The 19,790-nt window shown below is 37.9% G+C and carries 17 protein-coding genes; 9 read left to right on the top strand and 8 right to left on the bottom strand.

Going from position 1 to position 19,790, the window contains the following annotated elements:
• Positions 1-4: 4 nt before the first annotated feature.
• The gene (gene gcvT / locus ABVM50_RS12010) at positions 5-1,087 is read right to left on the bottom strand and encodes a glycine cleavage system aminomethyltransferase GcvT (protein WP_405198787.1); all 1,083 of its coding nucleotides are present in this window, start codon (positions 1,085-1,087) and stop codon (positions 5-7) included.
• Between the two features lie 117 nt (positions 1,088-1,204).
• Between gcvT and ABVM50_RS12005 the strand changes: the two genes are divergently transcribed.
• Positions 1,205-2,737, top strand: a complete 1,533-nt coding sequence (locus ABVM50_RS12005) for an NAD(P)H-hydrate dehydratase (protein ID WP_405198786.1) — start codon at positions 1,205-1,207, stop codon at positions 2,735-2,737.
• Positions 2,738-2,748: 11 nt separating this feature from the next.
• Here ABVM50_RS12005 and ABVM50_RS12000 read toward each other — a convergent pair whose 3' ends face one another.
• Both ABVM50_RS12000 and ABVM50_RS11995 read right to left on the bottom strand, forming a co-directional pair.
• Positions 2,749-3,141 carry a hypothetical protein gene (locus ABVM50_RS12000; protein ID WP_405198785.1) on the bottom strand — a complete coding sequence of 131 codons (393 nt, stop codon included), beginning with the start codon at positions 3,139-3,141 and terminating at the stop codon, positions 2,749-2,751.
• A 109-nt stretch (positions 3,142-3,250) separates the two neighbouring features.
• Positions 3,251-5,803 carry an ATP-dependent Clp protease ATP-binding subunit gene (locus tag ABVM50_RS11995; RefSeq protein WP_141877813.1) on the bottom strand — a complete coding sequence of 851 codons (2,553 nt, stop codon included), beginning with the start codon at positions 5,801-5,803 and terminating at the stop codon, positions 3,251-3,253.
• A 246-nt stretch (positions 5,804-6,049) separates the two neighbouring features.
• Here ABVM50_RS11995 and gyrA point away from each other — a divergent pair, with 246 nt between their 5' ends.
• Together gyrA and ABVM50_RS11985 are read left to right on the top strand one after the other, a co-directional pair.
• A complete protein-coding gene (gene gyrA / locus ABVM50_RS11990; protein ID WP_405198784.1) occupies positions 6,050-8,581 on the top strand; it encodes a DNA gyrase subunit A in 2,532 nt (843 codons plus the stop codon).
• Positions 8,582-8,602: 21 nt separating this feature from the next.
• Positions 8,603-9,835, top strand: coding sequence for a tetratricopeptide repeat protein (locus ABVM50_RS11985; protein WP_405198783.1), 1,233 nt, complete (start codon positions 8,603-8,605; stop codon positions 9,833-9,835).
• Positions 9,836-9,914: 79 nt separating this feature from the next.
• Here the strand turns inward: ABVM50_RS11985 and ABVM50_RS11980 are convergent, their stop codons facing one another.
• Together ABVM50_RS11980 and ABVM50_RS11975 are read right to left on the bottom strand one after the other, a co-directional pair.
• Positions 9,915-10,667: an NlpC/P60 family protein gene (locus ABVM50_RS11980; RefSeq protein ID WP_405198782.1), complete on the bottom strand. Its 753-nt coding sequence runs from the start codon at positions 10,665-10,667 to the stop codon at positions 9,915-9,917.
• Positions 10,668-10,682: 15 nt separating this feature from the next.
• Positions 10,683-11,864 (bottom strand): acetyl-CoA C-acyltransferase, encoded by a 1,182-nt coding sequence (locus tag ABVM50_RS11975; RefSeq protein ID WP_405198781.1) that lies wholly within the window; start codon positions 11,862-11,864, stop codon positions 10,683-10,685.
• A gap of 114 nt (positions 11,865-11,978) precedes the next feature.
• On the opposite strand from ABVM50_RS11975, the gene ABVM50_RS11970 reads away from it, so the two are divergent.
• Positions 11,979-14,024: an HD family phosphohydrolase gene (locus ABVM50_RS11970; protein WP_405198780.1), complete on the top strand. Its 2,046-nt coding sequence runs from the start codon at positions 11,979-11,981 to the stop codon at positions 14,022-14,024.
• A 7-nt stretch (positions 14,025-14,031) separates the two neighbouring features.
• Here the strand turns inward: ABVM50_RS11970 and ABVM50_RS11965 are convergent, their stop codons facing one another.
• Entirely contained in the window at positions 14,032-14,484 is a 453-nt protein-coding gene (locus ABVM50_RS11965; protein ID WP_405198779.1) for a transcription elongation factor, read from the bottom strand.
• A 153-nt stretch (positions 14,485-14,637) separates the two neighbouring features.
• Between ABVM50_RS11965 and ABVM50_RS11960 the strand changes: the two genes are divergently transcribed.
• Together ABVM50_RS11960 and ABVM50_RS11955 are read left to right on the top strand one after the other, a co-directional pair.
• A complete protein-coding gene (locus ABVM50_RS11960; protein ID WP_405198778.1) occupies positions 14,638-15,303 on the top strand; it encodes a hypothetical protein in 666 nt (221 codons plus the stop codon).
• Positions 15,293-16,027: a DUF3307 domain-containing protein gene (locus ABVM50_RS11955; protein WP_405198777.1), complete on the top strand. Its 735-nt coding sequence runs from the start codon at positions 15,293-15,295 to the stop codon at positions 16,025-16,027. Before ABVM50_RS11960 ends, ABVM50_RS11955 begins: the two co-directional genes overlap by 11 nt.
• Here the strand turns inward: ABVM50_RS11955 and ABVM50_RS11950 are convergent.
• On the bottom strand, positions 16,001-16,411 hold the full coding sequence (locus tag ABVM50_RS11950) for a glyoxalase (protein ID WP_405198776.1): 411 nt from the start codon (positions 16,409-16,411) through the stop codon (positions 16,001-16,003). The genes ABVM50_RS11955 and ABVM50_RS11950 overlap by 27 nt on opposite strands.
• A 163-nt stretch (positions 16,412-16,574) precedes the next feature.
• Here ABVM50_RS11950 and ABVM50_RS11945 point away from each other — a divergent pair, with 163 nt between their 5' ends.
• The 3 genes from ABVM50_RS11945 to ABVM50_RS11935 all read left to right on the top strand — a co-directional run bounded on the left by ABVM50_RS11945 (position 16,575) and on the right by ABVM50_RS11935 (position 18,861).
• On the top strand, positions 16,575-17,927 hold the full coding sequence (locus ABVM50_RS11945) for an NAD-dependent succinate-semialdehyde dehydrogenase (RefSeq protein WP_405198775.1): 1,353 nt from the start codon (positions 16,575-16,577) through the stop codon (positions 17,925-17,927).
• A 5-nt stretch (positions 17,928-17,932) separates the two neighbouring features.
• Positions 17,933-18,352: an NUDIX domain-containing protein gene (locus tag ABVM50_RS11940; RefSeq protein ID WP_405198774.1), complete on the top strand. Its 420-nt coding sequence runs from the start codon at positions 17,933-17,935 to the stop codon at positions 18,350-18,352.
• A 122-nt stretch (positions 18,353-18,474) separates the two neighbouring features.
• Positions 18,475-18,861, top strand: a complete 387-nt coding sequence (locus tag ABVM50_RS11935) for an acyl-CoA thioesterase (protein ID WP_405198773.1) — start codon at positions 18,475-18,477, stop codon at positions 18,859-18,861.
• On the opposite strand, the gene ABVM50_RS11930 is transcribed toward ABVM50_RS11935, so the two are convergent.
• Positions 18,862-19,773, bottom strand: a complete 912-nt coding sequence (locus tag ABVM50_RS11930) for a mechanosensitive ion channel family protein (RefSeq protein ID WP_405198772.1) — start codon at positions 19,771-19,773, stop codon at positions 18,862-18,864.
• Positions 19,774-19,790: the final 17 nt, after the last annotated feature.

Raw genomic sequence — 19,790 nt, 5'->3', positions numbered from 1 at the left:
TAAATTATCCTTTATAAAAGGGCAATTTCACCTGAGTTGCATGTACAGCTTTTTTTCTTATCTGAATGGATATCTTATTTCCAACACCTGCAACTTCTACCGGTACATATCCTAATCCAATTCCTTTTTCAAGAGATGGTGACATGGTGCCCGAAGTGACTTCTCCAATTTTCTTGCCGTTTTCATCTACAATATCATATCCCTGTCTGGGAATAGCTCTTTCATCCATTTCAAAAGCGACTAGCTTTCGCTTTGGACCTTCTTCTTTTTGTTTTTTAAGCGCTTCACTATTGATAAAATCTTTACTGAATTTTGTGATCCAGCCAAGACCCGCTTCAATCGGGGAAGTAGTATCGTCAATATCATTCCCGTACAAGGAATATCCCATTTCCAGTCTTAATGTATCTCTTGCTGCGAGTCCTATAGGTTTAATACCAAATTCTTCTCCCGCTTCCATTACTGCTGCCCAGATTTGAGGAGCATCTTCATTTCTGAAGTAAATTTCGAATCCGCCACTACCAGTATAGCCTGTAGCTGAAACGATCACTTTTTCCACACCAGCAAAAGTGCCGACCTCAAAAGTGTAGAATTTCATATTCTGAAGGTCGATCGAAGTAAGGGATTGCATAGCTTCAGCTGCTTTAGGTCCCTGAATCGCCAGTAACGACAATTCATCACTCATGTCGCGCATAGTTGCATCTACATCATTATGCTGAGAGATCCAGTTCCAGTCCTTGTCAATATTCGAAGCATTTACTACCAACAAGTATTTTTCAGCTTCCAGTCTGTAAATAATAAGATCATCCACAATACCACCATCTTCGTTAGGCATAGTAGAATACTGAGCTTTACCATCTGTAAGTTTTGAAGCATCGTTAGAACTGATCTTCTGAATAAGTTTCAATGCATTTTCTCCGGAAATCAGGAATTCTCCCATGTGACTAACATCAAAAACACCGAGTTTTTCTCGTACAGTTTGATGTTCAATGTTTACACCTTCATATGATACTGGCATATTGTATCCGGCAAAAGGTACCATTTTGGCATTTAATTCATTGTGAATTGCAGACAGGGCTACTTCTTTCATTATTGTCAAAAATTTGCCCAAATTTATTGAATTCAGTTAGAATACAATATTAATTAGGCGTTTTTATATGAGTATCTTTAAGCTTCGAAAAAGAAAAGAACAAGAAAGATTTACTCAATGAAAATACTTACGGCAGCACAATTGGCAGAAGCAGACAAGGTTACTCTGAAAAAGCAGGAAATCACTTCAGAAGAACTTATGGAGCGGGCAGGAACGCTTGTTTTTAATGAAATTCATAAGAGATTGCAGGGAGCCCCAATTCCCATAAAAATTTTCTGCGGAATTGGTAATAATGGAGGAGATGGATTGGTAGTTGCCAGGCACCTTATTCAGCATGGATACGAGGTTCGCACCTTTGTAGTTAATTATAGTGATAAAAGATCTGAAGATTTCTTGAGCAATTATGAGAAATTGAAGGAAATTACAAATGACTGGCCGGAACTTATCAAAAGTGAAAACGGTTTCCCTGAAATTCATACTGGTGATTTTGTTATAGACGCCTTGTTTGGCATAGGCCTAAACCGTGCGGTAGAAGGCTGGCCAGCTGGTTTAATCAATTTGATCAATAACTCCCAGGCCTTTGTTCTATCTATTGATATGCCGAGTGGTTTAGCACCAGATAAGGTTTTTAAGGATGGAGCAGTAATCCAGGCCGGATATACCCTGAGCTTCCAGTCTCCCAAACTCAGTTTTTACCTACCAGATACCATGGATTATGTTGGTGATCTACAGGTCATCGATATAGCACTAGATCGAGAATATCTTGGGAAAGTGGATTCAAACATATTTTTGATAGGAAAAGAGGAGGCTCAAAGTCTATATAAGTCAAGAAAAATAAACTCTCATAAAGGTGACTATGGAAAGGTTTTGATCATTGGTGGAAGCCATGGTAAAATAGGGAGTATCATACTAACCTCGAGGGCAACAATGCGATCAGGTACTGGACTTTGTACGGTTCATATCCCTGAGTGTGGATATGATGCACTTCAAATTTCCATTCCAGAAGTGATGGTGCTCACAGATGAAAACTCTAAGATGGTTACCAAATTCCCTTCAGATTTTGATGCTGATGTTTTCTGCTTCGGAATGGGAGCAGGAACTAATGATGCTACAGCTAAAGCTTTTGAAGATTTCTTAAAAACACAGGATAAACCATTTGTGGTTGATGCTGATGGAATCAATATTTTATCGAAGAACAAGTCACTTTTGAAAAAAATGCCTGAAAACTCTGTTCTGACTCCGCATCCAGGGGAGTTGAAAAGACTGTTAGGAGAATGGAAGGATGACTTTGATAAACTTGAGAAGGTTAAAGCTTTAAGTAAAAAGTTCAAAATCATCATTGTTGTTAAGGGTGCTCATACCTTTATAGTAAATAATGAGGAGATCTACATAAATTCTTCAGGTAATCCGGGAATGGCAACTGCCGGTAGCGGTGATGTGCTCTCAGGAGTTATCACAAGTTTTATAGGTCAGAAATATAGCAGCCTTGCGGCGACAATTCTGGCTGTCTATTTACACGGTTCAAGCGGTACGATAGCAAGTGATCAATTAGGATATGAAAGTTTGCTTGCCGGCGACATTGCAGATAATATTGGTCGTGCGGTTCAGGAATTATTTAATAGAAATCCGCAACCAGCTCAAAAGAATTAATTTAAACAATTCTATTTGGTGATTTGGAGGGATAATTTTCCCTGTACCCAACTTGTAGCATTCTTAAGTTCGGTGAAAACCTTAAAGCAATTAGAATCAGTATAAAATTCCCTTTCAACTGTAGAGGCCAGGGTTCGTGTCATTTCGTTTTCACTGACAACTGCGATAACTTTCAAATTTGGAAATTTTGCAGATTGTTTGTAAACCATTGGGTCTACCGCGTAGCTATTTACTCTGTGTGATATATAAGCATAGGGTTTGCCCTGAAAGACTTCAGTTCCCATTTCGAGGAGTGTTTCATTTTTGCTAATATCAAACAGAATTCCTTCGTTCATTTTAGCGATCATAAAATTCTCAAGAATTGTAACACTGCCAAATTCAAGTTCAATAGTAGGGTAGTTCATATGATGTTTAGGGCAATTTTCGGCTAAATTAATGAAGTTTAGGTGATACACAAGCATAAAAAAACCTGCCATTTTCATGACAGGTTTTTTTATTATATGAACTTAAATATTATTCAGTTTCAACAGATTTCTGAATATCTATAGTCAGTTCACTTTTCTCTTCATCCAAATCCATTGTGATCTTGTCACCTTCTTTCAAATTAGAAGTGATGATCTCTTCAGCTAAAGCATCTTCAATATATTTCTGAATAGCTCGATTTAACGGTCTAGCACCATATTGCCTGTCAAAACCTTTATCAGCAATAAAATCTTTAGCCTTATCTGTAAGAGTAAGATCGTATCCAAGTCCCTGAATTCTACCAAACAGTTTCGCAAGTTCGATATCAATGATCTTATGAATATCTTCTCTTTCCAAGCCATTAAAGATCACTACGTCATCGATCCTGTTTAAGAATTCGGGAGCGAATGCTTTCTTGAGTGCATTCTCGATCACGCTTCTGGCATTATCATCAACCTGAGATTTTTGAGCGGTAGTTCCAAAACCAACACCCTGACCAAAATCTTTTAATTTTCTAGCTCCAATATTAGAAGTCATGATGATGATCGTATTTCTGAAATCGATCTTTCTTCCAAGACTATCGGTGAGATACCCATCGTCCAATACCTGTAGAAGCATATTGAATACATCTGGATGTGCCTTTTCAACCTCATCCAACAGTATCACAGCGTATGGCTTCCTACGAACTTTCTCGGTAAGTTGTCCACCTTCTTCGTAACCAACATATCCTGGAGGTGCTCCAATTAATCTGGAAACAGCGAATTTCTCCATGTACTCACTCATATCTATCCTGATAAGAGCATCATCATTATCAAATAATTCTCTTGCTAATACTTTAGCTAACTGAGTTTTACCGACACCAGTTTGTCCTAAGAATATAAATGAACCAATTGGCTTATTTGGATCTTTAAGTCCGGCGCGATTCCTCTGTATAGCTTTTACAACTTTACCCACGGCTTCATCCTGACCAATTACTTTTCCTTTGATTAACTGCGGAAGTTCCACAAGCTTGTTACTCTCTGTTTGAGCGATACGATTCACCGGAATTCCAGTCATCATCGAAACAACATCAGCTACGCTATCTTCAGAAACGATTTCTTTGTGTTTCTTAGATTCTTCTTCCCATTTCTCCTGAGCTACGGCAAGTTCTTTTTCCAGATTTTTTTCATCATCCCTAAGTTTCGCGGCTTCTTCATACTTCTGCTTTTTCACAACAGAATTCTTATTTTCACGAACTTCTTCAAGTCTTCGTTCAAGATCCAGCACCTGTTTTGGTACATCAATATTGGTAATATGAACTCTTGATCCTGCTTCATCTAAAGCGTCAATTGCCTTGTCTGGTAAAAACCTATCGGTCATGTAACGATTTGTCAACTTTACACAAGCTTCAATCGCTTCATTTGTATATTGTACATTATGGTGATCCTCATATTTATCCTTGATATTATTAAGGATTTCTATAGTTTCATCTACCGTAGTAGGTTCCACAATTACTTTCTGGAATCTTCTTTCTAAAGCACCATCTTTTTCGATATACTGTCTGTACTCATCAAGGGTAGTAGCACCAATACATTGTATTTCACCTCTTGCAAGTGCAGGTTTGAACATATTGCTGGCATCCAGACTACCTGTTGCACCACCAGCGCCAACGATGGTATGAATTTCATCAATAAAAAGGATGATATCATCATTCTTTTCAAGCTCGTTCATCACGGCCTTCATTCTTTCCTCGAACTGGCCTCGATATTTTGTGCCAGCAACCAGGCTAGCGAGGTCAAGAGTAACTACTCTTTTATCAAATAAAATCCTGGAAACCTTTCTTTTTACGATTCTTAGTGCTAATCCTTCAGCAATAGCAGATTTACCAACTCCTGGTTCTCCAATCAATAATGGATTATTTTTCTTTCTACGACTAAGAATCTGAGAAACTCTTTCGATCTCCTTTTCTCTACCAACCACTGGATCCAGCTTATCAGCTTCAGCCATTGCAGTGAGGTCTCTTCCGAAGTTATCAAGAACCGGAGTTTTTGATTTCTTATTAGTTTTACCTGTACTGGCTCCACCGCCTCCGCTAAACGGGTTTTCCCTGGTAGCTTCATCTCCTTCATCATCTGAAAATGACTCCGCTGTAGGACTATCTGAAAAGTCGGTTTCATCGCTAGCGATCATATATTTAAACTGATCTTTAACGCCATCGTAGTCTATTCTCAATTTATTCAGCAGTTTAGTAGTTGGGTCATTCTCATTTCTAAGAATGCACAATAATAAATGGGCAGTATTGATCGAAGCACTCTGGAATAATTTGGCTTCCAGAAATGTAGTTTTCAATGCTCGCTCTGCCTGCCTGGTAAGATGCAGGTTTTTCTTTTCATTACTTATAGTAACAGTATTGGGATTTGCAGGACTTAGTATTTCGACTTTTCGTCTCAAATGGCTAAGGTCAATTTCCAATGCGGTTAGAATATCTATAGCTTTCCCGTCTCCATCTCTTAACAACCCCAGCATTAGATGCTCTGTTCCAATGAAATCATGACCAAGCCTTAATGCTTCCTCTTTACTGTAAGCAATAACGTCTTTTACTCTTGGTGAAAAATTATCATCCATTTTTATCTTCCTTTCTCAAATTTATTTTCACTCCAAATAGGACAAAAACTGTACCTAATAAGGTGACCATAGCTAAGTGACAAAATAACCATCACTTTTCAAAAGGGAAAATAATGAACTTATTAACCAAAACACAATAAAAATTTGTTAATAAAAAATACTTAAGCTCAGAGATTACGGGGCGTTAAAGAGGTATAAAATATGTAAATTGCCCCTTACAATTTTAAGATAATTAAATTTTTTAATATGGCTGAAGGAGAAAAGCTAATTCCTATCAATATTGAAGATGAAATGAAATCTGCCTACATCGATTATTCGATGTCGGTCATTGTGTCACGTGCACTACCAGATGTTCGTGATGGATTGAAACCTGTACATAGACGTGTGCTTTACGGTATGTATGAGCTTGGAGTACTTTCAAATAGAGCCTATAAGAAATCTGCGAGAATCGTAGGAGAGGTATTAGGTAAGTATCACCCACACGGGGATTCTTCTGTATACGATACTATGGTGCGTATGGCCCAGGAATGGAGCATGCGGTATATGCTTGTAGATGGACAGGGTAACTTTGGATCTGTAGATGGGGATAGTCCTGCAGCGATGCGTTATACTGAAGCGCGTATGCGTAAGATTAGTGAGGACATGCTTGCCGATATCGACAAGGAAACAGTAGATACTCAGCTGAATTTTGATGACTCGTTAAGTGAGCCTGTAGTAATGCCAACACGGGTACCAAACTTATTGGTGAACGGAGCTAGTGGTATTGCTGTTGGTATGGCGACTAATATGCCTCCTCATAATTTAAATGAAGTTATAGACGGTACCATCGCTTATATCGAGAATCACGATATCGAGATCGATGAACTTATACAATATATCAAAGCTCCAGATTTCCCAACAGGAGGAATTATTTATGGTTATGATGGCGTAAAGGAAGCTTTCAAAACCGGAAGAGGTAGAGTCGTAATGCGTGCTAAATCGCATATGGAAGAGATTGCAGGTCGTGAATATCTTGTTGTTACAGAAATACCATATCAGGTGAACAAAGCTGATATGATAAAGAAAACAGCAGACCTGGTAAACGACAAAAAGATCGAAGGGATCAGTCTGATTAGAGATGAATCTGATAGAAATGGTATGCGTATCGTATACCAGATGAAAAGGGATGCTATTCCTAACATCGTTCTTAATACATTATTTAAACATACAGCATTACAATCTTCTTTCAGTGTAAATAATATTGCACTGGTTAATGGAAGACCACAAATGTTGAATTTAAAGGATCTTATTCACCATTTCGTAGAACACAGACATGATGTGGTTGTAAGAAGGACTGAATTTGAACTTCGGAAGGCTAAAGAGCGAGCTCATATCCTGGAAGGATTGATCATTGCTTCAGATAATATAGATGAAGTGATCGCTTTAATACGTTCTTCTTCTAATGCTGAAGAAGCTCGTAATAAATTAATTGATCGTTTTGAACTTTCAGAAATTCAGGCTAAAGCGATCGTAGAAATGCGATTGAGACAACTTACCGGTCTTGAACAGGATAAGCTACGAGCTGAATATGATGAGATCATCAAAACAATTGAGGATCTGGAAGATATTCTAGCTCGAAAAGAGCGTAGGATGGAAGTTATTAAAAATGAACTTCTGGAAGTACAGGAAAAGTACGGGGATGAAAGAAGATCTCAGATCGAATATGCGGGCGGTGATCTTAGTATCGAAGATATGATCCCAGATGAGAAGGTAGTGATTACTATTTCTCATGCAGGGTATATCAAACGAACTTCACTAAACGAATACAAGACTCAGAATAGAGGAGGAGTTGGACAAAAAGGATCGAATACCAGAAATGAAGATTTCCTTGAATACCTTTTCGTAGGTACCAATCACCAGTATATGTTATTCTTTACTCAAAACGGTAAATGTTACTGGATGAGAGTTTATGAAATTCCGGAAGGAAGTAAAGCTTCTAAAGGAAGAGCGATTCAGAATCTTATTAATATCGAACCTGAAGATAAGGTGAATGCCTTTATCTGTACTCAGGATCTTAAGGATGAAGATTATGTAAATAATCATTTCGTGATTATGGCCACTAAAAAAGGACAGGTTAAGAAAACAAGTCTTGAGAAATATAGCCGTCCAAGAACAAATGGTATTAATGCCATTACTATTAAGGATGGTGATGAATTACTTGAAGCAAAACTAACTACTGGGAATAGCCAGGTGATGTTAGGACTTAAAAGTGGTAAGGCAATTAGATTTGAGGAAAGCAAAACCCGACCTATGGGTAGAAATGCCTCAGGTGTTCGTGGAATTACTTTAGCCGACGATAACGATGAAGTTGTTGGAATGGTTTCGGTAAACGAATTTGATTCAGATATTCTCGTAGTTTCTGAGAATGGTTATGGTAAAAGATCAAGCCTGGAGGATTACCGAATTACCAATCGTGGTGGTAAGGGAGTTAAAACAATTTCTGTTACTGATAAAACAGGACAACTTGTCGCAATCAAGAATGTATCAGACGATGATGACCTTATGATCATTAATAAATCGGGGATCGTTATTAGAATGGCTGTTGAGAATCTAAGAGTTATGGGCCGTGCTACGCAGGGTGTAAGACTTATAAACCTTAAGGGCAATGATTCTATCGCCGCAGTGGCAAAAGTCTTGCATGATGAAGATGATGTTGAGCTAATGGAAGATGCGGAAAAGCCTGTAGGCAGTGAGAGTCAGACTGATGGCACGACTATTGCAGATGATAGTGAAGAATAAAAATAAAAAACCAAAACAACAATGAAAACGAATATCTTAACGGCTGCGGCTGTGTCATTTCTAACCATGACGACGTTCGCACAGAAGGACCAGGTTAAAAATGCGGAAGACGCTATTGAAGACAAAAACTTTACTGAAGCTAAGGCTCAGTTAAAAGTTGCTGAAGCGAATCTTTCCGAATTAAATGATAAATGGCAAGAGAAGTTTTATCTGTATAAAGGTAAAGCTTATTCTTCCGGGAATCCTTCCAATGAAGATGTGCAAACAGCAGCTATGGCTTATGCTAAGGCAGTAGAACTTGGAAACGAGGATGCTTCCGCAGCACTGACTAAAATGAAGAATGATCTTATTAACTCTGCAATTGAAGACCAGGGGAAAGAAGATTATCAGTCGGCAGCAGACAAATTATACACAAGTTACCAAATGAGTAAGCAGGATACTGTATATCTGTATTATGCGGCTAACAATTTAGTAAATGCTCAGGAATACGGTAAGGCTGTTAAATATTTAGAGGAGTTAAGTGATCTTGGATATGATGGTTCTGGTAAATCTTTTACAGCTGTAAATATCGAAACCGGAGAAAAAGAGAACATGGGTTCTAAGGAACAAATGGATCTTATGGTGAAGACAGGACAATACAAGGATCCTAAAGTAGAACCAATTCCTTCTAAAAAGGGAGAGATCGCTTCTTTAGTTGCCAGAATTTATATCAACCAGGAGCAATATGATAAGGCTATTGAATCTATCGACGCTGCAAAAGCCGCAAATCCGAATGATGTAGATCTTTTGCTTTCAGAAGCGAATATGTACTACCAGATGGGTGAAAAGGAGAAAGCAATTTCTATCCTGGAAGAAGCTGGAAACATGGATAAATCTAACCCTGGTGTTTATAACAATATTGGGTTGATGTATGCTGAGATTGAGAATACTGATAAAGCTGTAGAAAGTTATAAGACAGCTCTAGAGATCGATTCAGAATATAATGAAGCAAGAATCAATATGGTTGCTGCTATGTTAAGTGAAGAGAGAGCACTTATCGATGAGATGAACAATCTTGGAATGAGCAAAAAAGACAATGCTCGTTATGATGAACTTGACGCTCAAAGAAAAGACCTTTACAAAAAGGTTTTACCATACCTTGAAAAAGCGATGGAAGTAGATCCAGAGAATAAGGAAATCGTAAAGACTGCGATGAATCTTTACACCAATCTAGATCAGCAAGAGAAAGCAGATGCTTTGAAGGATAGATTATAATCAATATAACTACTCATAAAAAAACCCGCTGAAATTCAGCGGGTTTTTTTTGTCCTTAAAATAGAAAAAATCAATGCAATCAAATAATCTTTTTGATCACACGTAGTTTGTGAGTATGCTTTTGAAGTTCCGTATTGAAAATTCCTGAATGGTCTATCCTGTCTATACGAACTTTTCCATCTACATGAATGATATAGTTGTCCTGCATCATCATTCCTACATGGTTAATAACACCATCCTGATCATCAAAAAATGCCAGGTCTCCGGGTTCACTTTCTTCAATAAAACTAAGAGCTTCTCCTTGTTTAGCCTGTGAAGCAGCTTCCCTGTCCAGTTTATATCCGTTAATTCTATAAACAGCCTGCGTAAAACCTGCTGCATCTATACCGAATGGAGTTCTACCACCAGAAGTTTGAGGAGTATTAATATATAAGCTGGCTGTTATTATAAGGTCGGACTTTGTGCGTCCGGAAGCATTGTCGTACTCACCTTCGAATTTATGATTCAGCTGCTCTGAAAATCTAACCGAACTACCCAAAACTACAGGCATAAGCAAACCTTTTTCATCTGTAACAAACTCGATAAGGTCTGAAGATAATTGAAGAGTCTGACCATCTAAATTTTGATAGTCAGATTCTTCGATCATTCTATATTGCTTATTGTCGATCCAGGCTTCGAAGCTGTCATGAGAATTTCTAATCTTGCTGAAGTAAGCCCTTCTTTCCAGTACCTTAAAGTGTTCTCCATACAGAATTTGAGAAACCATTTCACCCTCTGCAGATGATGAATTTCTAAGCGGAACAATACTTAAATGGCAAATACCATATTGCATTTACAAAAACTTGACTTATGAATGACGTTCTATAACCATTGCTGATGCTCCACCGCCACCATTACAGATCGCTGCAGCACCAATTTTTCCGTTATTTTGTTCCAGTACGTTTAGTAACGTGATTAAAATACGAACACCACTACATCCAAGTGGATGTCCAAGAGATACTGCACCACCGTTAACGTTTGTGTTCTTGTCTGATAATCCTAAGATTTTCATATTAGCAAGTCCAACAACGGCAAATGCTTCGTTAAATTCAAAGAAATCAACATCATCAAGGCTGATTCCAGCTTTCTCTATAGCTTTAGGTAAAGCTTTAGAAGGAGCAGTAGTAAACCATTTAGGTTCTGTAGCAGCATCAGCAAAACTTTTAATCGTAGCTAGAGGTTTTAGTCCAAGTTCGTCAGCTTTTTCGCGACTCATTAAAACTACAGCGCCAGCACCATCATTAATGGTAGAAGCATTTGCAGCAGTTACTGTACCATCTTTGGAAAAAGCAGGTCGCAGAGAAGAGATCTTGTCCATTCGAACATTCTTAAATTCTTCATCTTCTTTTACGATCACAGGATCACCTTTTCTTTGAGGAACTTCTACCGGTACTACTTCATTATCAAATTTCCCATCTTTCCAAGCTTGTGCAGATCTTTCGTAAGATTTTCTGGCAAAATCATCCTGATCTTCACGTGAAAAATTATGTTCAGAAGCACATAGATCGGCACAAACACCCATAGCATTATGCTCGTAAGCATCTACTAGACCATCTTTTTGCATTCCGTCTTCAAGAGTGGCAGGTCCAAATTTCTTCCCATTTCTCATGTGAACGTAATGAGGGATCAAACTCATGTTTTCCATTCCACCGGCTACAACAATATCGTTATCGCCAAGCATAATGGATTGGGCTGCCTGCATTACTGTTTTCATACCGCTGGCACACACTTTATTTACCGTGGTACATGGAACAGAATCAGGAATTCCAGCACCAAGTGATGCCTGTCTTGCAGGTGCCTGACCATTACCGGCCTGAACAACGTTCCCCATCAAAACTTCCTGAACCATTTCTGGTTTAAGATTGATCTTTTCAAGTGCACCTTTAATGGCTATAGAGCCTAATTTAGTTGCGGGAATGCTGGATAAGCTACCAAGAAAACTACCAATTGGAGTTCTCGCAGCGCTTACTATAACTACTTCTTTATTCATATGTTTAAATCTTATAATTTCGAGTGTTGCGAAGTTAGTGATTTTATAAGGAATTTAATAACCTAAGCTCAATGAGCCCTATTTTTACTACATTTGAGCATTACCTCAATATATATGAGCGATTTCGTAAACAGGCTTTACAAGAATCAGGCACTTTTTTACAAAGTTTTCCTATTCATACTTACTTCAGTTTTGATCGTTTACCTACTGCCAAAAGGAGGTAAATTCAAATATGATATTCCGAAGGGGAAACCGTGGCAGTATGAGAATTTATACGCGCCGTTCGATTTTGCGATTTTAAAGACTGATGAGGAGATTTCTGCAGAACAGCAGGATATACAGAAGGCCCATATCCCTTACTATAATTTTGATGCCGAGAAAGAGGAGCGTATAAAAAATGACGCCCTTCAGGAGGTTAATAATGTCTTTGCAGATACGACTTTAAGGGTCTACGAAACCATTGTCGATAATTTTGTTCAGAAAACGGTTGAGAAGATCTACCAGTTCGGGCTTCTTCAGGAAAGTGAAAGATTAGAGCCTGATCAGCTGGTATATTTATTAAAAGGTAATGAAGCTTCAGAAGTAGAATATAGCCGAATTCTGAAACAGGGCCAGATTCGTAGTTTTCTTAGCGAGGAAATTAGCAGTGCAGGATTTAGTTCTTTTAAAACCGAATTGCTTGAGGTCTTCTTTAATTCCGTAGAGCCCAACGTAACTTTTAATAATGAGTTAACCCAGAAAGAGCTTCAGAGTAAGCTGAATAATATTAGTTACACTCGTGGAATCATTGAGCAGGGGAGCAGAATTATAGCAAAGGGAGAAGTGGTTGAAGGAAATAAATACCACATCCTCAGATCCCTGAAAGCCGAGTATGAATCACAGCTTTGGAGCCAGACGAATTACAACTGGATCATCGTTGGTTATAGTACATTGGTAGCCCTGGCTTTGCTCATGTTGCTATTGTTCATGCGTAAGTATCGTACCAGTATTTTTGAAAATAATGTGAAGGTAACTTTCATATTTTTCAACATCATTTTTATGGTGATGCTTACCACTCTGGTAATAAATTTCGATATCAACTACGTTTATGTAGTGCCTTTGTGTATTCTTCCGCTAACCTTAAAAGCCTTCTTCGATGCAAGACTTGGGTTGTTCACGCACGTAATAACAGTGCTTCTTATAGGATTTATAGTCCCAAACAGCTATGAGTATATGTTTTTACAGATCATAGCGGGTATTGTAACGATTTTGACCATTAGCGAACTTTATAAAAGAGCGAACCTGTTCATTTCGGTAGGGCAGATTACCCTGGTATATATTATTGCCTATTTCGCATTTACGATTATTCAGGAAGGAACGGTTGATGATATTAGTGCTGAAGTCTTTCTTACTTTTCTACTTGGTGGACTGGCAACTTTGTTCGTTCAGCCCCTTATCTATGTGTATGAAAAGATCTTCGGAATGGTTTCAGACATGTCACTTCTGGAACTTTCAGATACTAATTCCAAATTACTGAAGCAGCTTGCTGAAAAAGCACCAGGAACATTTCATCATAGTTTAAATGTTGCGAACCTTGCCGAAGCTGCCGCAAATGAAATTCAGGCAAATGCAATGCTGGTAAGGGTAGGAGCATTATACCATGATATTGGTAAAATGCACAATCCAACATATTTTACAGAAAATCAAACTACATCTGTTAATTCCCATGATGAGCTTTCACCTAGAGAAAGTGCACAAATTATCATTGAGCATGTGATTAAAGGTATTGAGATCGCAAAAAAGAATAACTTACCAGATAGAGTGATCGATTTTATACGAACTCACCATGGAACCAGCACCGTTTACTATTTTTATAAAAAGGAAATGGAAAGTAACGATAATGCTGCTCCTGATGATTTTAAATATCCTGGCCCAATACCGTTTAGTAAGGAAACCGCCATCCTGATGATGTGCGATAGTGTAGAAGCTGCCAGTAAAAGTTTGAAGGAACCAACCGCTGTTCTTATCGATAGTTTTGTTGAAAAGATCATCGATAAGCAAATGGATGAGGGTCAGTTTTTAAATTCCAATATTACATTCAAGGAAATACAGACCATAAAAAAGATCCTGAAACGGAAGTTGAAAAACATCTACCATCTCAGGATCGAATACCCGGAATAAGATTATTCTAGTGAACTTCTTTTATTTCCTGTTCTTTATCGTTGAATGAAAATTTATCACCAGCTTTTTTACCTTTCATTTCACTAAAGATTGGAGCATCTGTACTAATTGCATATACTGATGTTCCATCCTCCATATCAATTTTACCTAAAGCGGCAGATATAAAGTAATAGTTATCATTGGTCTCTACAACACTCCCAAAATCAACAGCTTCCGTATAATGATTTCTGTCAATCTTACTTAGCTTTTCTTTCATTTTCCTTGAGTTGTCAAGGTATTCAGCATACTTCTCAAAGTCACCAAGTAATTGTCCTTTGCTATCGTCCTCATCATAATCTGTATGAGCATCATTGTTCTCCATGGACTGCTTGATCTGGTCCATTTCATTTTGATATTTATCGATCTGTCTATTTACTGTATCGAGACATTTGTTGAATAATTCTGCTTTATTAGCTACCATTGTATTTTATTTCTAGATTGGAATTAAAATTAATTAAGCTAAAAGTCATAGCCGAGCAATTAGGAAATATTTAATACGCTTTGGAGGAAATAAGTCTATTTGCTTATAATATCATTATATTAGCCTTTATACTTAATTTTTATACTTCAAATTATGTTCGCAGTTATTACCGCCGACTTGCTAAATTCCACCAAATATTCAGCGGAATTACTCACTGAGGTCCTGGACATTATCAATGCAGAAATCGAGGGAATTGAAATTGAGTATAAGAATTCTAAATTCGAATTGTATAGAGGTGATAGTATACAAGGTGTAATAGAACCTGTATCTTCATTCCGAAGTGCTTTGAGAATTAAGACAGCTGTTAATAAATTACGATCCCAGGAAGCTATTGATTCTAATTCCTACCGAATTGAAGCCGATCTTAGAATTTCCATTGGTATAGGTACGATCGAATTTAAAAGAGAATCGATATTGGAATCGAACGGGGAAGCTTTTCAATTCTCTGGTCGTACTCTTGATGAAATGAAGAAGACCGGTAGGAAAATGACACTAAAAACCGGAATTGAGGAAATAAACAATGAATTCGATAATGCATTTTTGCTATTCGATACAATCACCGATAAATGGAGTAGTGCTTCAGCAGAAGTTATTTATTATCTGCTAAAGGAAATGAAAGAGACTGAAATTGCAGAAACATTGGGCATTAGTCAGTCAGCTGTTAATCAACGTAAAAAAGCTGCAGGATGGGATGCTATCCTGAGTTTGATGGAGCGATACGAACAAGTAATGAAACAATATTTTATAGATGGAGAATAGTATTTTGATTCTTTTACAATTGTTACTGGCACATGTAGTAACCGATTTTGTCCTGCAGCCTACTAAATGGGTGGAGCATAAAAGAAGGAAAAAAGGCAGATCCCGATTCCTCTACCTGCATTCGATCGTAGCTGGAATCCTAACATTTATATTCCTGGCAGATCCTGAACTCTGGTATATTGCCATTTTTATAGGTGTTACTCACTTTATTGTAGACCTTTGGAAACTACAGTCTGGAAAGGATACTTTAAAAATGTTTGTACTGGATCAGCTGCTTCACTTAATAGCGATAATCTTTGCGTGGCTTTATCTCACAGATAATTTTAAAAATGTGATCTTGTTCTTACAGGAAATGATCAATTCTACTTCAATTCTTGCGGTCATTATGGGATATATGCTAGTGATTTTCCCTTCAGGATTTTTAATTGGAAAGGCAACAAGTCGCTGGCAAACAGAAGTCAAAGATGATCTGCAGAAAAATAGTCTCGATGCTGCTGGTCGCTATATTGGGATTTTTGAACGTATTCTTGTGCTCACGTTTATTCTTACCGATAATTTTTCAGCAATTGGTTTTCTAATAGCCGCAAAATCGATTCTTAGATTTAGCGATAAAGCTGAAACCGGAGCCAGGAAACAAACCGAATATGTTCTGGTTGGAACTCTTATGAGTTTTACCCTCACGGTAATTGTAGGCTTCCTAGTACGCTACATCATGTTTTTCTAGTAATTGAATATTACTCTGTAATCTTTCACGAACAATATTCATCATGCGTTTATTCAAGGCAGAACTATTGAGAATATAGGTATCGTACTCTTCAATAGTAAACTGCCCGATGATCGCACCCTTTAAACTGTTTCTGAATTTTATATCCTTCTGAATTGCAGTTTCAACGTAAATCAATCTGCGATCCAGTTTCAATTCGTAGAATTTGTTCTTGTGCTTCTTAATGTAATTTCTAAACATAGCCAGGATCAAATCATTCTGAAGTTTGGCAATAGGACGAAGCGTTTTATTTTGGAACCGTTCCTCATCACTCATATTATCAGTAATTCTGGCAGTAGGAATCTCAGGCCTCAGTTCCAGTAATTTGATGTCTCTAGGATTCATGGCAAGTAAGTTTTATTAAATATATACAATAGAGATATCTCAACCTCTATGCCATCACCTTAGTTGTGAACTGTTTATAAACAACTGCGAGTTAAATCCTTCTTAATCGAACTTGGGAGACACCTTCAAGTTCTTATATTTAAAATAAAAGCTAAGGAAAATCATGATTGAATCTAAGAATCCATATACCGGTGAGACCATTGAGAAATTTGAAGAGCTCTCTAAAGAACAGATCGATGAAGTTTTAGAGAATGCCCAACAGCGATATAAACTCTGGAGAAAAACCAGCATGGGTGAACGTGCAGAATTCATGAAAAATGCTGCCGAAGAGCTCAAAGCAAATAAAGAGGAATATGCTCGAGATATAACGCTTGAAATGGGGAAGCCAATTTCTCAAAGCATTTCTGAAATTGAAAAATGTGCGTGGGTTTGTGAATACTATGCCAAGCATGCTGAAGAACACCTTGCTGACAGGCTAATTGATACAGATGCTCAAAAGAGTTATGTAAGTTATGAGCCTATTGGAGTAGTTCTGGCTGTTATGCCTTGGAACTATCCATTCTGGCAGGTGTTTAGATTTGCTGCTCCTGCCTTGATGGCCGGTAATGTAGGTATTCTCAAACATGCTAGCAACGTAATGCGTTCTGCGAATAATATTCAGAAAGTATTTGAGAGAGCTGGTTTTCCAAAATATTGCTTTCAGAATATGATGGTAGGAAGTGACAAGATCGAAGAAGTTATAAAGGATAAAAGAATAAAGGCAGTTACTCTCACAGGTTCCAAGCCTGCAGGAGCTGCAGTGGCTTCCACCGCTGGTAGTGAGATTAAAAAATCTGTACTGGAATTAGGTGGTAGTAATGCACTGGTAGTTTTTGACAATGCAGATATTGATGCCGCGATAGATACCTGTATTCAGGCAAGGTTTCAAAATACAGGACAAAGCTGCATTGCAGGAAAGAGACTTATACTTCAGGAGAATATTGCAGAAGAGTTTACAAAGAAATATGTTGACAAAGTAAAAGAACTTAAAAGTGGAGATCCCATGCATGAGGATACTTTCATTGGCACCATGGCTAGAGTAGATCTCGCGGAAGATCTTGAAAAACAGATAAGAGCCTCTGTGGATGCCGGAGCAAAAATTCTCATTGGTGGTGAAAGAGATGGAGCTTATATGCAGCCTACGGTACTGGATCATGTGACTAAGGAAATGACAATGTTTAAAGAAGAAACCTTCGGACCAGCAATTGGTATCACCAGATTTAAAACTGCGGAAGAAGCTATTGAACTTGTAAATAGTTCTGATTTTGGCTTAGGAGTATCAATTTTCACAGAAGACATTGATTTTGCGAAAGGTATTATTCCAGAATTCGAAGATGGAGCAGTATTCGTCAATGAGCTTGTAAAAAGTGACCCTCGACTTCCATTTGGAGGCACCAAAATTTCAGGATATGGTCGTGAACTTTCCTTAGATGGTATTCAGGAATTTGTAAATAAGAAAACAGTCTATATAAAATAAACTTTATGGCGGAAAATAAGATAGCATTAACAGTTGACAGCGTCGTATTCTGTAAAACAAATAATCTATTCAAGGTTTTACTGATTCAGCGTAAGAATGAGCCTTTCAAGGATCAGTGGGCACTTCCTGGCGGATTTGTGGATGAAGGGGAAGACCTGGAAACTGCAGCTAAGAGAGAACTTAAAGAGGAAACCGGCCTGGTTGTTAAAAGTATGGAACAGGTACAAGCCTTCGGAAATCCAGGGCGGGATCCTCGAGGACATACCATCTCAATTGCATTCTTAAGTAGAATTTTTTGCGAAGAAGATCTTTCTCCCTCAGATGATGCCCGTGATGCAAGATGGGTTGCTGTGGAAGATTTGCCTAAAATGGAACTGGCATTTGATCATGACGAGATCATCAATGTCGCACAGCAATTCTTATAATCTAATTTTATAAATCATTTTCTGAAGAATTTTTAAATTGATTTTATTTTTTTCAGAATATGCTAATTCTATTGTAGACCCGTGATTTAGCGGGTCTTTTTAATTATCTTCAAAATAAAAACATGAGATTTCATACCAGAAAATGGATCAAACCTGAAGACTTAAATCCTAACGGAACATTGTTTGGTGGTCGTTTGTTAGAATGGATAGACGAAGAATGCGCTTTATATAGCATAGTTCAACTAGAAAACCCGAAAACCGTTACTAAATACATGAGTGAGATAGACTTTCGAAGTTCTGCTCACCAAGGTGATATTGTGGAAATTGGGATCGAGGTGATTAAATTTGGAACCGCTTCTCTTACACTTCAGTGTGAAGTTAGAAATAAAATGACCAGAGAAACCATTATTACCGTAGATCGCATAGTTATGGTGGCGTTGGGAGACGATGGCAAACCCAAACCACATGGGAAGCATAAAATAGAATTTGTAAAAGACCGACTTAAATAACTAGTCGGTTTTTTCCTTTTTAGTTGCAACTCCAACAGGAAAGTCTGTCTCGCCACCATATAATTTAATTTCCTGAATATCAGCAGGCAGGTAATAGCCATTATCTTCCAGTGCCTCTTTTACGGCTCTTACTACATTCCCTTTTGTGATCATGGCCTGCATCCTGAAATCGGTGGTATCTACCCAGAAAAAGACTTTTAGATTCACCGTACTGGTAGCAAGTTCATCTTCAATAACGAAATTTTGATGTTCTGGATCTTCGATGACAGTAGGCTCTTTTCGTAAGGCTTCCATCACAGTCTTTTTAGCACCGTCGATATTATCTTCATAGGCTATCCCAATTAGAAAGCTCCACCGAAAAAATCCGTCTTCAGTATAATTGGTCGCTGGCTTCGTTAATACATCACTATTCGGGATATACACATCCTTCCCATCAAAAGTTTTAAGCTTAGTATATCTGAATTCAAGGGCTTTCACTTTTCCGAAGTTATTACCAATTTCTACAGTATCGTTTACATCAAATGGACGGTTAAATGCCAGAATTATACCTGCAATAAAATTCTCACCGATATCTTTAAATGCAAAACCCAACACAACTGCACTGGCTCCGGCTGCGGTAAGAATACCAGTAGCGACACCTCCAAGACCCGCAGCTTTCAAGGCAAGCATAATGGAGGTAATAATGATCAGGAATCTGATAGCCTTACCAAGAAACTTACTCATTAAAGGATCTGAAGTCCTAGCAGATATTCGTTTGGTGAAAAATCTTCCCAGCCAAATGCCAATCAGCACTCCAAGAATTATGATCAACAAGCCAAGTCCGATCCCAGGTAATTGATCAATTAAATTTTGATAAAATTGATTAAACGATCCTTCTATCGTTTCTAGCTCCTGTTTCGCCTGACTTTGCATGAGTTCCTGTTTCTATA

Source organism: Christiangramia sp. LLG6405-1, assembly GCF_045055805.1.
Taxonomy (GTDB): Bacteria; Bacteroidota; Bacteroidia; order Flavobacteriales; family Flavobacteriaceae; genus Christiangramia.
This window is presented reverse-complemented; position numbering and strand designations above follow the sequence as displayed.

Excerpts from the sequence above, each read along its gene's own strand:
- gyrA (WP_405198784.1), top strand. The coding sequence starts at position 6,050 with ATGGCTGAAGGAGAAAAGCTAATTCCTATCAATATTGAAGATGAAATG.
- ABVM50_RS11985 (WP_405198783.1), top strand. The coding sequence starts at position 8,603 with ATGAAAACGAATATCTTAACGGCTGCGGCTGTGTCATTTCTAACCATG.
- ABVM50_RS11950 (WP_405198776.1), bottom strand. The coding sequence starts at position 16,411 with ATGAATCCTAGAGACATCAAATTACTGGAACTGAGGCCTGAGATTCCT.
- ABVM50_RS11975 (WP_405198781.1), bottom strand. The coding sequence starts at position 11,864 with ATGAATAAAGAAGTAGTTATAGTAAGCGCTGCGAGAACTCCAATTGGT.
- ABVM50_RS11980 (WP_405198782.1), bottom strand. The coding sequence starts at position 10,667 with ATGCAATATGGTATTTGCCATTTAAGTATTGTTCCGCTTAGAAATTCA.
- ABVM50_RS11965 (WP_405198779.1), bottom strand. The coding sequence starts at position 14,484 with ATGGTAGCTAATAAAGCAGAATTATTCAACAAATGTCTCGATACAGTA.
- gcvT (WP_405198787.1), bottom strand. The coding sequence starts at position 1,087 with ATGAAAGAAGTAGCCCTGTCTGCAATTCACAATGAATTAAATGCCAAA.
- ABVM50_RS11995 (WP_141877813.1), bottom strand. The coding sequence starts at position 5,803 with ATGGATGATAATTTTTCACCAAGAGTAAAAGACGTTATTGCTTACAGT.
- ABVM50_RS11955 (WP_405198777.1), top strand. The coding sequence starts at position 15,293 with ATGGAGAATAGTATTTTGATTCTTTTACAATTGTTACTGGCACATGTA.
- ABVM50_RS12000 (WP_405198785.1), bottom strand. The coding sequence starts at position 3,141 with ATGAACTACCCTACTATTGAACTTGAATTTGGCAGTGTTACAATTCTT.
- ABVM50_RS11970 (WP_405198780.1), top strand. The coding sequence starts at position 11,979 with ATGAGCGATTTCGTAAACAGGCTTTACAAGAATCAGGCACTTTTTTAC.
- ABVM50_RS11930 (WP_405198772.1), bottom strand. The coding sequence starts at position 19,773 with ATGCAAAGTCAGGCGAAACAGGAGCTAGAAACGATAGAAGGATCGTTT.
- ABVM50_RS11940 (WP_405198774.1), top strand. The coding sequence starts at position 17,933 with ATGGCGGAAAATAAGATAGCATTAACAGTTGACAGCGTCGTATTCTGT.
- ABVM50_RS11935 (WP_405198773.1), top strand. The coding sequence starts at position 18,475 with ATGAGATTTCATACCAGAAAATGGATCAAACCTGAAGACTTAAATCCT.
- ABVM50_RS11945 (WP_405198775.1), top strand. The coding sequence starts at position 16,575 with ATGATTGAATCTAAGAATCCATATACCGGTGAGACCATTGAGAAATTT.
- ABVM50_RS11960 (WP_405198778.1), top strand. The coding sequence starts at position 14,638 with ATGTTCGCAGTTATTACCGCCGACTTGCTAAATTCCACCAAATATTCA.
- ABVM50_RS12005 (WP_405198786.1), top strand. The coding sequence starts at position 1,205 with ATGAAAATACTTACGGCAGCACAATTGGCAGAAGCAGACAAGGTTACT.